The sequence below is a fragment of the Pantoea sp. Pa-EAmG genome (assembly GCF_030024295.1).
Classification (GTDB): Bacteria; Pseudomonadota; Gammaproteobacteria; order Enterobacterales; family Enterobacteriaceae; genus Pantoea; species Pantoea dispersa.
The window spans coordinates 1-13663 of sequence record NZ_JASEWO010000131.1 but is presented as its reverse complement, the minus strand read 5'-3'; the positions used below and the strand labels follow the sequence as shown (position 1 = coordinate 13663).

Annotated in this window: 12 protein-coding genes and 1 pseudogene; 7 read left to right on the top strand and 6 right to left on the bottom strand. The window is 55.9% G+C overall.

The features are described 5' to 3' along the window. The 4 genes and pseudogenes from glnA to QMM04_RS16255 form a co-directional block, all read left to right on the top strand. A pseudogene (glnA, locus tag QMM04_RS16270) lies at window positions 1-581 on the top strand (glutamine synthetase); the annotation flags it as partial. Window positions 582-779: 198 nt separating this feature from the next. Then, entirely contained in the window at window positions 780-1829 is a 1050-nt protein-coding gene (glnL, locus tag QMM04_RS16265) for a nitrogen regulation protein NR(II) (RefSeq protein ID WP_282996541.1), read from the top strand. 7 nt (window positions 1830-1836) lie between these two features. Beyond that, window positions 1837-3246: a nitrogen regulation protein NR(I) gene (gene glnG, locus QMM04_RS16260; RefSeq protein ID WP_031279642.1), complete on the top strand. Its 1410-nt coding sequence runs from the start codon at window positions 1837-1839 to the stop codon at window positions 3244-3246. A gap of 106 nt (window positions 3247-3352) precedes the next feature. Further along, window positions 3353-3478, top strand: coding sequence for a YshB family small membrane protein (locus QMM04_RS16255; RefSeq protein WP_021507120.1), 126 nt, complete (start codon window positions 3353-3355; stop codon window positions 3476-3478). Window positions 3479-3507: 29 nt separating this feature from the next. Here QMM04_RS16255 and hemN read toward each other — a convergent pair whose 3' ends face one another. Together hemN and yihI are read right to left on the bottom strand one after the other, a co-directional pair. Next, window positions 3508-4881: an oxygen-independent coproporphyrinogen III oxidase gene (hemN, locus tag QMM04_RS16250; RefSeq protein ID WP_282996540.1), complete on the bottom strand. Its 1374-nt coding sequence runs from the start codon at window positions 4879-4881 to the stop codon at window positions 3508-3510. Between the two features lie 237 nt (window positions 4882-5118). Continuing rightward, entirely contained in the window at window positions 5119-5637 is a 519-nt protein-coding gene (gene yihI, locus QMM04_RS16245; protein WP_058775454.1) for a Der GTPase-activating protein YihI, read from the bottom strand. 555 nt (window positions 5638-6192) lie between these two features. Between yihI and yihA the strand changes: the two genes are divergently transcribed. Beyond that, entirely contained in the window at window positions 6193-6834 is a 642-nt protein-coding gene (gene yihA, locus QMM04_RS16240; RefSeq protein WP_031279643.1) for a ribosome biogenesis GTP-binding protein YihA/YsxC, read from the top strand. A gap of 411 nt (window positions 6835-7245) precedes the next feature. Here yihA and polA read toward each other — a convergent pair whose 3' ends face one another. The 4 genes from polA to QMM04_RS16220 form a co-directional block, all read right to left on the bottom strand. After that, window positions 7246-10035, bottom strand: a complete 2790-nt coding sequence (polA, locus tag QMM04_RS16235) for a DNA polymerase I (RefSeq protein WP_282996539.1) — start codon at window positions 10033-10035, stop codon at window positions 7246-7248. 423 nt (window positions 10036-10458) lie between these two features. Continuing rightward, window positions 10459-11088 carry a thiol:disulfide interchange protein DsbA gene (dsbA, locus tag QMM04_RS16230; protein WP_021507125.1) on the bottom strand — a complete coding sequence of 210 codons (630 nt, stop codon included), beginning with the start codon at window positions 11086-11088 and terminating at the stop codon, window positions 10459-10461. Between the two features lie 26 nt (window positions 11089-11114). Then, entirely contained in the window at window positions 11115-12101 is a 987-nt protein-coding gene (locus tag QMM04_RS16225; protein WP_058780483.1) for a serine/threonine protein kinase, read from the bottom strand. 46 nt (window positions 12102-12147) lie between these two features. Beyond that, entirely contained in the window at window positions 12148-12423 is a 276-nt protein-coding gene (locus tag QMM04_RS16220; RefSeq protein ID WP_021313943.1) for a YihD family protein, read from the bottom strand. Between the two features lie 71 nt (window positions 12424-12494). Between QMM04_RS16220 and mobA the strand changes: the two genes are divergently transcribed. Both mobA and mobB read left to right on the top strand, forming a co-directional pair. Then, window positions 12495-13067 (top strand): molybdenum cofactor guanylyltransferase MobA, encoded by a 573-nt coding sequence (mobA, locus tag QMM04_RS16215; RefSeq protein ID WP_021507127.1) that lies wholly within the window; start codon window positions 12495-12497, stop codon window positions 13065-13067. Next, window positions 13067-13570 carry a molybdopterin-guanine dinucleotide biosynthesis protein MobB gene (gene mobB / locus QMM04_RS16210; protein ID WP_282996538.1) on the top strand — a complete coding sequence of 168 codons (504 nt, stop codon included), beginning with the start codon at window positions 13067-13069 and terminating at the stop codon, window positions 13568-13570. The genes mobA and mobB overlap by 1 nt, the downstream gene beginning before the upstream one ends. Window positions 13571-13663: the final 93 nt, after the last annotated feature.

Below are 13663 nucleotides of genomic sequence, written 5' to 3'. Positions count from 1 at the left end.
AAGGCGGCGTGAACCTGTTCTCTGGCGACAAGTACGGCGGCCTGTCTGAAACTGCGCTGTTCTACATCGGTGGTGTTATCAAGCACGCTAAAGCGATCAACGCCCTGGCGAACCCAACCACCAACTCTTACAAGCGTCTGGTCCCAGGCTACGAAGCACCGGTAATGCTGGCTTACTCAGCACGTAACCGTTCTGCCTCTATCCGTATCCCGGTAGTGGCCAGCCCGAAAGCACGTCGTATCGAAGCGCGCTTCCCGGATCCAGCGGCTAACCCATACCTGGCGTTCACCGCACTGCTGATGGCCGGCCTCGACGGCGTGATCAACAAGATCCACCCTGGCGATGCGATGGACAAAAACCTGTACGACCTGCCGCCGGAAGAAGAAGCTGAGATTCCAAAAGTGGCCGGTTCGCTGGAAGAAGCGCTGAATGCACTGAACGAAGACCGCGAGTTCCTGACCCGTGGCGGCGTGTTCACCGACGACGCTATCGATGCTTACATCGAACTGCGTAAAGCTGACAACGACCGCGTACGCATGACCCCGCACCCGGTTGAGTTCGAACTGTACTACAGCGTTTAATCCTTAAAAGATTCGCGCAGATGCACCGTAGCCGCCAACGCCGCGACGGTGCTAATCCTGGCGCTGAAGATTTTTTGTTGCCGTGGAAACTTTAGCCCATCTCCGGATGGGCTTTTTTCACCGCGAATTCATCGTTCGACGGATAGATTTGCGTCCCCAAAGGCTATAATGCACTAATTTAGTGCAGAGGAACGCTGTATGGCAACTGGCACGCTGCCCGACGCGGGGCAGATTCTCAACTCCCTGATCAACAGTATTTTGCTGGTCGATAACGATCTGGTTATCCACTACGCCAACCCGGCGGCCCAGCAATTACTGGCGCAAAGCTCACGAAAATTGTTCGGCACGCCCTTACCGGAACTTACCGGCTATTTTTCGCTGAACATTGAGGTAATGAGCGAGAGTTTAGGGGCAGGCCAGGGCTTTACCGATAGCGAAGTCACGTTAGTGGTGGATGGCCGCGCGCACATTATGTCGCTCACGGCACAGCGTCTACCCGACGGATTTATTCTGCTGGAAATGGCGCCGATGGATAATCAGCGCCGTCTCAGCCAGGAGCAGATTCAGCACGCCCAGCAGGTTGCCGCGCGCGATCTGGTACGCGGCCTGGCGCACGAAATTAAAAACCCGCTCGGCGGATTGCGCGGCGCGGCACAGCTATTATCGCGCGCCCTGCCCGATCCGGCGCTGAATGAATATACCAAAGTGATTATTGAGCAGGCCGACCGGCTGCGTAACCTGGTCGACCGCCTGCTGGGTCCGCAGCAGCCCGGACTGCACGTGACCCAGAGCATCCATCAGGTGGCTGAACGTGTGGTTAACCTGGTGTCGATGGAGCTGCCGGAAAACGTCTCGCTGGTGCGTGATTATGACCCCAGCCTGCCGGAGCTGCCGCACGACCCGGACCAGATTGAGCAGGTGCTGCTCAACGTGGTGCGTAACGCACTGCAGGCGCTGGGCGAAGCGGGCGGCACCATTGTCATCCGTACCCGTACCGCGTTTCAGCTGACGTTACACGGCACGCGTTACCGGCTGGTGGCGCGTATCGACATTGAAGATGATGGCCCGGGCATTCCGGCCCAGCTGCAGGATACGCTGTTCTATCCGATGGTCAGCGGACGCGAAGGTGGCACCGGTTTAGGTCTCTCTATCGCCCGCAGCCTGATCGATCAGCATTTGGGAAAAATTGAATTTAACAGTTGGCCAGGCCACACCGAATTCTCGGTTTACCTGCCTATTCGCCAGTGAGGTTTCTATGCAACGAGGGATAGTCTGGATCGTCGATGACGATAGCTCCATCCGCTGGGTGCTTGAACGTGCGCTCACTGGAGCCGGTTTAAGCTGCGCCACCTTTGACAGCGGCAACGAGGTGCTGGATGCGCTCTCGACCAAAACCCCGGACGTATTATTGTCGGATATTCGTATGCCAGGCATGGATGGTCTGGCGCTGCTGAAGCAGATCAAACAGCGTCATCCGATGCTGCCGGTCATCATTATGACCGCGCATTCGGACCTCGACGCGGCGGTCAGCGCTTATCAGCAGGGCGCATTTGATTACCTGCCAAAGCCGTTTGATATCGATGAAGCGGTCGCGCTGGTAGAGCGCGCCATCAGTCACTATCAGGAGCAGCAGCAGCCGCGCAATCAGCCGGTAAGCGGCCCGACCACCGACATCATCGGCGAAGCGCCGGCGATGCAGGATGTCTTCCGCATCATCGGGCGCCTGTCGCGTTCGTCGATCAGCGTGCTGATCAACGGCGAGTCCGGTACCGGTAAAGAGCTGGTCGCGCATGCGCTGCATCGCCACAGCCCGCGCGCCAAATCTCCGTTTATCGCGCTGAATATGGCGGCGATCCCGAAGGATTTGATCGAATCGGAGCTGTTTGGCCACGAGAAAGGCGCGTTTACCGGCGCGAACCAGATTCGTCAGGGCCGCTTTGAGCAGGCCGATGGCGGCACGCTGTTTCTCGACGAAATCGGCGATATGCCGCTTGATGTACAGACGCGCCTGCTGCGCGTGCTGGCCGATGGCCAGTTCTATCGTGTTGGCGGCTATGCGCCGGTCAAAGTGGATGTGCGCATCATCGCTGCAACTCACCAGAATCTGGAGCTGCGCGTGCAGGAGGGCAAATTCCGTGAGGACCTGTTCCATCGCCTCAACGTGATTCGCGTGCATCTGCCGCCGCTGCGTGAACGTCGCGAGGATATCCCGCGTCTGGCGCGCTACTTCCTGCAGGTCGCAGCGCGTGAGCTGGGCGTGGAAGCGAAAATTCTGCATCCGGAGACCGAAGCTGCGCTGACACGGCTGCACTGGTCGGGCAATGTGCGCCAGCTGGAGAACACCTGCCGCTGGCTGACGGTGATGGCTGCGGGCCAGGAAGTGCTGATTCAGGATCTGCCGCCGGAGCTGTTTGAGTCGAGTACGCCGGAAAATCCGGTGCAGTCGCTGCCGGACAGCTGGGCAACGCTGCTGGCGCAGTGGGCAGACCGCGCGCTGCGTTCCGGTCATCAGAACCTGCTGTCAGAAGCACAGCCGGAGATGGAGCGTACGCTGCTGACCACTGCGCTGCGTCATACGCAGGGCCACAAGCAGGAAGCGGCACGTTTACTGGGCTGGGGCCGCAATACGCTCACGCGTAAACTGAAAGAACTGGGCATGGAATAACGCGGAAAAGTGTAAAAGGGTTATTTATTGCACACTTTCTGCGCGTAACATCTGTACAGACCGGTGCCGTTCAGTATCATACGGGCGGCAATCGGGAGAGGCTAACATGTTGCAATCTGTCATCCAGCTGATCGCGCATAACGTGGCGGCAATCGGTAATGCTGTGACTCACTCACCGCAAACCGCGCTGGCCGCCGTGGTCTGCGCCATCAGCGTCAGTCTGTTCAGTTAACATAAAGGGAGCGCTGGCTCCCTTTATGCTTAAATTACCCGCGAAAATTGCTGCATCCGTGCTTTCTGCCGCAGATAGCGGTCAAAGCACATGCAGATGTTGCGAATCAGCAGACGGCCAATGCCGGTCACCTGCAGCCGGCGCTCACCGATCTCAAGCAAGCCGTCGGCCACCAGCGGCGCCAGCAGCGCTAAATCCTCAGCAAAATAGCGTTCAAACACCACTGGCCACCGGGCTTCGATGTCGGCAAAATCCAGCGCAAAGTTACAGATCAGCGCTTTAATCACATCCCGCCGCAGACAATCATCTTCGCTGAGAGATAAGCCGCGCCACAGCGCATGGCCCTGCTGCTCAACGCTGGCATACCAGGCTTTTAACTCTTTCTGATTCTGCGCATAGCTGTCGCCCAGCATGCTGATGGCCGAAACGCCCAGCCCGAGCAGTTCGGTTTCGCCCTGCGTGGTGTAACCCTGGAAGTTGCGATGCAGTACGCCGGCGCGCTGCGCCACCGCCAGTTCATCATCCGGTTTGGCAAAGTGGTCCATGCCAATAAACTGGTAACCCGCACCGGTCAGCGTCGCGATGGTTTGCTGCAGGATTTGCAGCTTCTGCGCCGCCGTCGGCAGCTCCTCATCTTTGATTTTGCGCTGAGCGGCAAACAGCGCAGGCATGTGCGCATAGTTGAAGACGCTGAGGCGATCCGGATTGAGCGCAATCACCCGCTGCAGCGTAAAGGCAAAGCTCTCTGGCGTCTGCAGCGGCAGGCCGTAGATTAAATCCAGACTGACTGAGCGGAATCCCTGCGCGCGGGCACGCTGCACCAGGGCGAAAATGGTCTCTTCATCCTGAACGCGGTTGACCCGCTCCTGCACCGCCTTGTTGAAATCCTGCACGCCCATGCTCAGGCGATTAAAGCCCTCCGCACGCAGGTGATCGATCATCTCCAGCTCAATTTCACGCGGATCGACCTCGATCGACATCTCCACATCGTCGGTAATATCAAAATGGCTGCGCAGCAGCGCCACCAGCCGGCTGACCTGCTGTTGATTGAGGAAGGTTGGCGTGCCGCCGCCCCAGTGCAGCTGCGTAACGCGACGGCCAGCAAACAGCGGCGCGCGCTGACGAATCTCCTGCGCCAGCACGTCAAGATAGCGATCGGCCTTGTGCAGCTGGCGCGTCACGATTTTATTGCAGCCGCAGAAGTAGCAGAGACGATGGCAGAACGGGATGTGCACGTACAGCGACAGCGCGCGCTCGGGATAGCGCTCAACCGCGTGCTGGAAATCGCTCGCACCAAAGCTTTCGCTAAACTCCAGTGCGGTGGGATAAGAGGTGTAACGCGGGCCGGCGTAATTGTATTTTTCGATGAGCCGCTGATCCCACTCAATCTGCTGCGATGACATGCTCACTCCTTACGGTGACGTCGTCTGAGGGCGGGTCGCGTGGCAGAAGAGGAGAAGAAGCGCTGGGCGGAACGCCGCCGTAAGCGCGATTTCAGCCGCGACAGGCGGCGTAGTTTAAACAATAACCACAGCAGATAACATGTCAGCAGCAGCGCTAAAATTGATCCAGGCCAAAACATAGGTGAATACCTGTTTAGCGCGGCATGCGCAAAGCCGCATGCCGATCAAAAATGGCGGTTAGTGGCCCTTAAGCAGGCGCATCATATCCTCTTCTGCCTGCTCGTCTTCGGCGTCGTCGTCCAGCGCAATGCCCAGCGTTTCCATCAGCTCGTCAATGCGATCCAGCGTCTCATCCAGCCACGCCTGATCTTCTGCGCTCAGGGTTTCGCCGCTCTCAAGGCGATCGAGCAGCGTGTCGAGACGCTCATCGTTCTCCAGCTTCGCCAGCTCTTCCTGCGGCGTCAGACGCACTTTTTCGGCTTTGGGCTTTGGCTTCGCCACTTTCTTTTCGGGCAGAGTTTTGCCGTCCGCCACCAGCGCGACTGGCTTTTTGCTGCCCACGCGCGGATCGGCGCTCTTTTGGCTGTGCCCTTTACCGGCGCTCTGCGTTTCCGGGTTGGCGCGGCTGCCGGATTTGTGGCCGCTGTGCTTTTTATCGCGCTTGCGATCGCGGGCTTCCTGGTTCAGTTCTTCACGCGATTTGCGTTTCGCTTTAGCAGCAGGTTTGCCACGCTGGGCTGGTGCAGGTTGCTTCATGTGTTCGGTCTCGGCGATGCCTGGTGAGTTCAGTATAGAATTGCGGCGAAATCTAGCAGAAAGATGACAAAGAAAAAAGGCGATAGCCTGTGCTATCGCCTTATTTCGCACCTTCATACGAAGGAAACACGCGTCAAATCCTTTACGGCTCACAACGTCCCGGTTGCTCCATCGCCACATCGCTCCTGCGAGTAATCCCTGTCCCTGTCCGATTCCTGCCTGAATCGCTCTCCTGCCATGCTCGCGGTCATCCCCGACGCTCCTGAGCTCATCATCCTGATGGGTGCTGCCGTGCACTGACAACAAATGTAGACCAAACAGTAAATTGAACAAGTGAGACTTGTCTCTAATTTAGAGCGGTCTTTTTCATGTTTAACGTAAGTTATTGAAAATAAACAGTAATATAACGAATGAATGTTGCATGAATCCGTCATCACTGGTAGCAGTTAGCGGCGATCTCTTACAAAATGGCGCGTTAAGACGCCTGTCGGGCACTTTTGCGCCATAACAGGTATAATCAGCGCCATTGCCCGATCATTCTGCTGGAGTTTTACATTGTCTGCTTTGAACTATCACGTCACCCATTTCATGCTCAGCGCGCCGGATATTCGTCATCTACCGGCGGATACGGGCATTGAAGTTGCCTTTGCCGGGCGCTCAAATGCAGGCAAATCCAGCGCGCTGAATACCCTGACCAACCAGAAAAGCCTGGCGCGTACCAGTAAAACACCAGGCCGAACGCAGCTGATTAACCTGTTTGAAGTGGTGGAAGGCAAACGCCTGGTGGATTTACCAGGTTACGGTTATGCGGAAGTCCCGGAAGAGATGAAGCGTAAATGGCAGCGCGCGCTGGGTGAATATTTGCAGAAACGTCAGGCCCTGAAAGGACTGGTGGTACTGATGGATATCCGCCATCCGCTTAAAGATCTCGATCAGCAAATGGTTGAGTGGGCGGTGCAGAGCGGTATTCCAGTTATGATTCTGCTGACTAAAGCCGACAAGCTGGCTTCCGGTGCCCGTAAAGCGCAGCTGAACATGGTGCGTGAGGCATCGCTGGCATTTATGGGCGATGTCCAGGTCGAGATGTTCTCATCGCTGAAAAAACTGGGCGTCGATAAGCTGCGTCAGAAACTTGATACCTGGTTTAGCGAGCTGACTCCGGCGCAGGAAGGCGACGGTGAAGCGCTGTCAGAGTAGCGCCTGAGCGGACCTTTGCGTCCGCTTTTTTTCAGAAAAAGCCCAATAAAAAACGCCCCAGTCATAAATGACTGGGGCGGCTAAATATTCAGCCAAATCCGATTACGTGAAGTAAAAGGTCTGAAAGATAGAACATCTTACCTCTGTACCCTACGCGATGAACTTTACCCGATTTTTTCTGACCAACAAAGGGTTTTTTGTTGTTAAGTTTCAGAATTCGACATCTTTTTTACCAGCTTCGTCACATTTTCGCGCAGGGCATGTAGTTTAATTACCAAAAAAATGCTTAGCCGATAAGCAGTTACTTAACCTGTATTTTACCGGCAGTTTTGATGACCGGCTGAACCGATTAAGTAAACTTTTTTCTTATGACGTTACCCGCCGCCTGCATCTGCGGCGGGCAGCGGGCCTTTAGTGCGCCTGATCCCAGTTATCACCGGTTCCCACTTCAACCTGCAGCGGTACATCCAGCTTCATGCTGTTCTCCATCAGTTCGCGGATCGTCTGGCTGGCACCTGCGACGGCATCTTTGTGGATCTCAAATACCAGTTCATCGTGTACCTGCATGATCATTTTCACCTCATCACTGTTCTGCAGCAGCAGCCAGCCGTCAACGGCGATCATGGCACGTTTGATGATGTCCGCCGCGGTGCCCTGCATCGGTGCGTTGATCGCCGCACGTTCGGCAGCTTTACGGCGAATGGCATTGCTGGAGTTGATGTCCGGCAGCCACAGACGACGACCATCCAGCGTCTCGACGTATCCCTTATCCGCGGCTTGCGCGCGCGTCGCTTCCATATAACGCAGCACGCCCGGATAGCGCTCAAAGTAGAGATCCATGTACTTCTTCGCTTCGCCGGCACCAATGTTCAGCTGACGCGACAAACCAAATGCGCTCATGCCATAAATCAGTCCGAAGTTAATCGCTTTCGCACTGCGGCGCTGCTCACCGGAAACCTTGCTCAGCGCCACACCAAACACTTCGGACGCCGTGGCGCGGTGGATATCCTCACCCTGCGCGAACGCATCCAGCAGGCCTTTGTCCTGCGACAGGTGCGCCATAATTCGCAGCTCAATCTGCGAATAGTCGGCGGCTACGATGCGCTTATCCGCGCCTGCAATAAACGCCTGACGAATGCGCCGTCCCTCTTCGTTGCGCACCGGAATGTTTTGCAGGTTCGGGTCGGTCGAGGAGAGTCGTCCGGTGGCCGTCACCGCCTGGTGATAAGAGGTATGCACCCGACCGGTGATCGGATTGATCATCTGCGGCAGCTTATCGGTGTAAGTGGATTTCAGCTTCGACAGGCCGCGATGCTCAAGAATCACTTTCGGCAGCGGATAGTCGAGCGCCAGCTCAGCCAGCACTTCTTCACTGGTCGATGGCGCGCCGCCCGGCGTTTTCTTCGTCGGCTTAATCCCCTGCTTCTCAAACAGAATGGTTTGCAGCTGTTTGGTGGAGGAGAGGTTGAAAGGCTCGCCGGCCAGCTCATGCGCCTTCTGCTCCAGCTCGGCCAGACGCGTGGTCAGCTCCTGCGAATGTTTCGCGAGGATGTTCTGATCGATCAGCACACCGTTGCGCTCTACGCGGGAAATGACCGTCACCAGCGGCATCTCAATCGCCTCGAATACCTGCTTCGGACCGGCTTCCTGCTCCAGCTTCGGCCACATCTGCAGGTGCAGCTGCAGCGTGACGTCAGCGTCTTCTGCCGCATAGTGCGCCGCCTGCTCAAGCGCGATCTGATTGAAGGTGAGCTGATTTTTACCTTTACCGGCGATTTCTTCGAAAGTGACGGTTTTGTGGTTAAGCCAGCGGGCCGCCAGGCTGTCCATGTCATGCTTGCCGCCGACGCTGTTCAGGCAGTAAGACTCCAGCATGGTGTCGAATTTGATGCCGTTCAGCTCAATATCGTAATTTTTCAGTACGCCACGATCGTACTTCAGGTTCTGCCCGACCTTCGCTGCTTTACTGTCCTCCAGCAGCGGTTTCAGCTGCTTCAGCACCGCGGCGCGATCCAGCTGCGGTGGCGCGTCAAGATAGTCATGCGCCACCGGCAGGTAAGCGGCCTCGCCCGGTGCCACGGCGAAGGCAATGCCGACAATATTGGCGCTCAGGGTATCCAGCGAATCGGTTTCCAGGTCAAAAGCAAACACGTCGGCGCTTTGCAGTTTTTTCAGCCAGTCGGCAAAGGTCGCCTCGTCGAGGATGGTGACATAGCCGTCGGATGACAGCACGCTGACCGTTTCCGCTGCGGCCACGACGGGTTCATCCGGCAGCGATTTCTGCGCCTGGCTATTACTCTTTTTACCCTGCAGCCATTTTCCTTCCTGCAGATCGGCTAGCCAGCGTTTGAACTCATAGCGGCTGAACAGCGTCTGCAATGCTTCAACATCAGGCTCGTTAACCGTCAGTTGCTCGCAGGCCAGCTCCAGTTCCACATCGGTTTTGATGGTCGCCAGCTGGTAGGAGAGAAACGCCACATCGCGATTCTGCTCCAGCTTCGCCGCCATGGTTTTTGCTCCACGGAAGGAGAGCCCGGCCACTTTATCAAGGTTGTCGTAGATGGATTGCATGCCGCCCAGCCCCTGCAGCAGCGCCTGTGCGGTTTTCTCGCCCACGCCCGGAACGCCCGGGATGTTGTCCGAGCTGTCGCCCATCATGGCGAGGAAATCGATAATCAGCGAAGGCGGCACACCGTATTTCTGCTCGACTTCTTCCGGACCGAGCACGGTGTTAGTCATGGTGTTAATCAGGGTAATGCCCGGCGTCACCAGCTGCGCCATATCTTTATCGCCGGTGCTGATCAGCACCGCACGCCCCTGCTTTTCCGCTTCCAGCGCCAGCGTGCCAATCACGTCATCGGCTTCCACGCCGGACACCGCCAGCAGCGGCAGCCCCATGGCTTTTACCATCTCATGCAGCGGCGCGATTTGCGCGCGTAAATCGTCCGGCATCGGTGGACGATGCGATTTGTAATTTTCAAACAGCTCATCGCGGAACGTTTTGCCTTTGGCATCGAAGACCACAGCCACATGGCTGGGTTGATACTGCATCAGCAGGCTTTTCAGCATGTTGAGCACACCATACATGGCGCCGGTTGGCTCACCCGCACTGTTGGTCAGCGGCGGAAAGGCATGATATGCACGGTAGAGGTAGGAAGAGCCATCTACCAGAATCAGGGGATTTTCTGCAATTTGCGCCATAGGTTTGTATTTTCTTCGTTGCGATAATCAGGGTTATAAGGATGCCACAACCAGCGAACAATGTTGAAGTAACAGCAGAAAGTGAGGATCTTTTTCGCGGTTACGCGGCGCGGATCGCAAGGATCATCTTGTGGATAACTTTGTGCGTAAAATTCATAACGTATTGTTATTTACGTTAATTGCAATCATTTTACGATTAAAATTTTTTTACAATCAGTCAGTTATAATCTTGCCGTGATACGAAACACCTTTTTAAAAAGGCGATCGTCTATGTGGATATTAAGCGAAAGGGTAATCAAAAAACGCTGGCGGTGAGGGATGAATAGCTTAGTGAATTAAGGATGTGGTGTGGGTTGTTTTCACTGTAGCGGCGGGTGATAACCGCGCCGCTACAGCATAAGCCATCGCGTTTTCAGCGCTTAATTACTTTTTCTCAACCAGGAATTTCACGACGTTGGCATAATCCGCCACGAAGTTATCCATTGAGCTGGTGTCCAGGCCGCCGTTGTTAACCATGTATTTGCCGTTAACAAAAATCGCCGGTACGCCCTGCAGATTAACATCCGAAGCCGCTTTCTGCTGCTGTGCAACCAGCGCCTTCACGGCGAAGCTGTTCCACGCTGCATCGTAATCTTCAGAGGTAATACCCGCTGCTTTAATGAAGGTTTCTTTCAGGCTGGCTGCGTCGGTAATGGTCTGGGTCTTCTGGATGCCGTCGAAAATCGGTGCGGTCACTTTATCTTCCACACCCAGCGCCATTGCCACTGCCCACGCATGCGTGACCACCGGACCGAAGTCGCCGCCGAGGAAATCAACGTGATATTTGGTCACTTTGGTGTCCGCTGGCAGATTTTTTCTTACCGCATCGCTGACGTGGTAAATGCGTTCAAACTGGTAGCAGTGCGGGCAGAAGAAGGAGAAGAATTCCATAACCTGCGGCTCACCGGCGACCGGTTTTGGCAGCGTAACGTACTGTTTACCGTCGTTGAACTGTGCCGCTGAGGCGCTAAATGCCAGCATCAAACCTACCAGCGCAAACCAAATCTTTTTCATCGTGAGAACATCTCCTGAGTACTTCATTAAAATTGCGGGCTAAGCTGTAACGGCGGTTCGTGTAACAGCCTTTCCTGCTCGATAAATAGTGCAATCTGCCGGCGCCAGAAGTCCTCATCGGTCATCCAGGGGAAGGCGCGCGGAAAAGCGGGATCCTGCCAGCGGCGTACCACCCAGGCCAGATAATAAACCATGCGCATGGCGCGTAAAGACTCAATCAGTGTCAATTCGTGTAAATCGAAATCACCAAATTCGTTATACGCTTCCAGCAAAATATCCCACTGGATCAATTGTTCCTGACGGCTGCCGTTCACCAGCATCCACAAATCCTGCACTGCCGGGCCGGTGCGCGCGTCATCGAGATCGACAAACATCGGCCCATCGCGCCACAGAATATTGCCGGGATGGCAGTCACCGTGCAGCCGGAGCGGTTGCCACTGGCTATGCCAGCTCTGCTGCAGCGTGGCGCTGAGTTTATCTAACGCCTTCAGTAGTGCATCCCTCAGCGAGGCGGGCACCAGCGCGCTCTGTTCCAGCTGCAGGCGTGGCTCAACCACATACTCCTGCAGGCCCAGGGTGGGCCGCTGGCGGAACGGGCTGTGGCGTCCGGTTTGATGGATACGGCCAAGGAAACGACCTACCCACTCCATCTGCTCTTCATTGTCGGTTTCATACTGCCGGCCACCGAGGCTGGGGAACACCGCGAACATAAAGCCAGCGTGCTGATTGAGCGTAGTGCCCTGCAGCGCCAGCGGTGCGGCAACCGGCACTTCATCGTCCAGCAGATCCTGAGCAAAGCGATGCTCTTCAGCGATCTGCGCGGCGCTCCAGCGTTGCGGACGATAGAACTTAGCGACATAACGTCGCTTATCCTCATCGCTGAACTGATACACGCGGTTTTCGTAGCTGTTCAGGGCGGTTAAGCCGGACTCGACCCGCAGACCGGCATCCCAGAGCGCATCAAGGATGACGTCGGGATTCAGCGTCTGAAAATTAAAAGCGGCTTCGCTCATCATTGTGCCTGTGTGTTACCTGTGCGTTGAACGCGCAAGGATAACACTACTCATCATCCTTGATCACACCGCGCGCACGTAATAGCGCGCTTTTGAAGTCCACTTCATAATCTTTCTTCAGACCCGGGATCACAGCCTGACTACCGGCATCACGCATTTTGAGATGGTAAATCAATACGTCATCGCTTAATTCACTTAATGGGCCACTGAAACCTGATTCCTGCGCCAGTTTTTGTAAAAATGCCAGCAGGTTGAGATCGGGTTCTTGCTGCCAGGCAGGCTGCAGCAGTTCGAGCAGTTCATTGAGTCGGTGATATTTCATCATTGATTCCTTTGCGCAGGTGGTTCGCTACCGCGAGTTAAGTATCGTCCAGAATAAACAGGGAGACGAAGATGACCGCATTTACCGGTGTGATCCTCGCAGGCGGGCAAGGCAGCCGTATGGGAGGTCAGGATAAGGGCTTGCTGCCATTACAGGGCAAACCGCTTTATCAGCACGTTCTGCAGCGTTTACAGCCGCAGGTCAATATTGTGTTGATTAGCGCCAACCGTAACATTGATCGTTATCAGGCAAGTGGTTGTCAGGTGATTCGTGATTCGCTGCCTGATTATCCCGGTCCGCTGGCAGGCATGCTCAGCGGCCTGCGGCACAGCCAGACCGAATGGGTGGCGTTTTGCGCCTGCGATACGCCGTGGCTACCGCAGGATTTTGTTGCACGGCTGTGGCAGCAGCGTGGTGCAGCCGCCGCCGTGTGGGTGACATCGGGTCAGCGTGATCATCCGGCGCTGGCCCTGGTGCATCGTGCGCTGGCCGATGATCTGGAAGCGTGGCTGCTGCGCGGAGAACGTCGTCTGATGCAGTTCATGCGAGAACATGGCGGACACGGCGTACTGTTTGATGATGATGAAGCCGCCTTCCGCAATATCAATACGCCTGACGATTTGGTTAATGAGGAAAGTGCGTGATGAGTGTGCCGCTACTGGCGGTGGTGGGCTGGAGTGGCACCGGCAAAACCACCCTGTTACAACAGGTGATTCCGCTACTGAGAGCGCAGGGCATTCGCCCCGGGCTGATCAAGCATACCCATCATCAGATGGACATCGATACGCCGGGAAAAGACAGTTATCTGCTGCGCAAAGCGGGAGCCGATCAGGTGATCGTCGCCAGCGAACAACGCTGGGCGTTAATGTGCGAAACGCCGCAACAGCCGTTTAGTTTAGCGCAGCTGGCAAGCCGTATGGACGCTGCATCGCTGGATCTGGTGCTGGTCGAGGGGTTTAAACAGGAACCCGTACCCAGGATGGTGCTATGGCGGCGCGGCGTTAAGGGAGAAATTGATGAATTGCTGGATGACTGGGTGATTGCCGTAGCGACGGATGAAGCGTTAGCGCTTCAGGTACCGGTGCTGGATATTAATCAGCCTGATCAGGTTGCAGAGTACATTGTTCAATGGCTAAAAAACCGCTAATCACGCGGTTTTTGGCGGGAAATTTGCCGGAGTACGGACGTAAAAAAGCCCCGGACTCTCGTCCGGGGCTTCTTCACTGGTTTGATGCCTGGC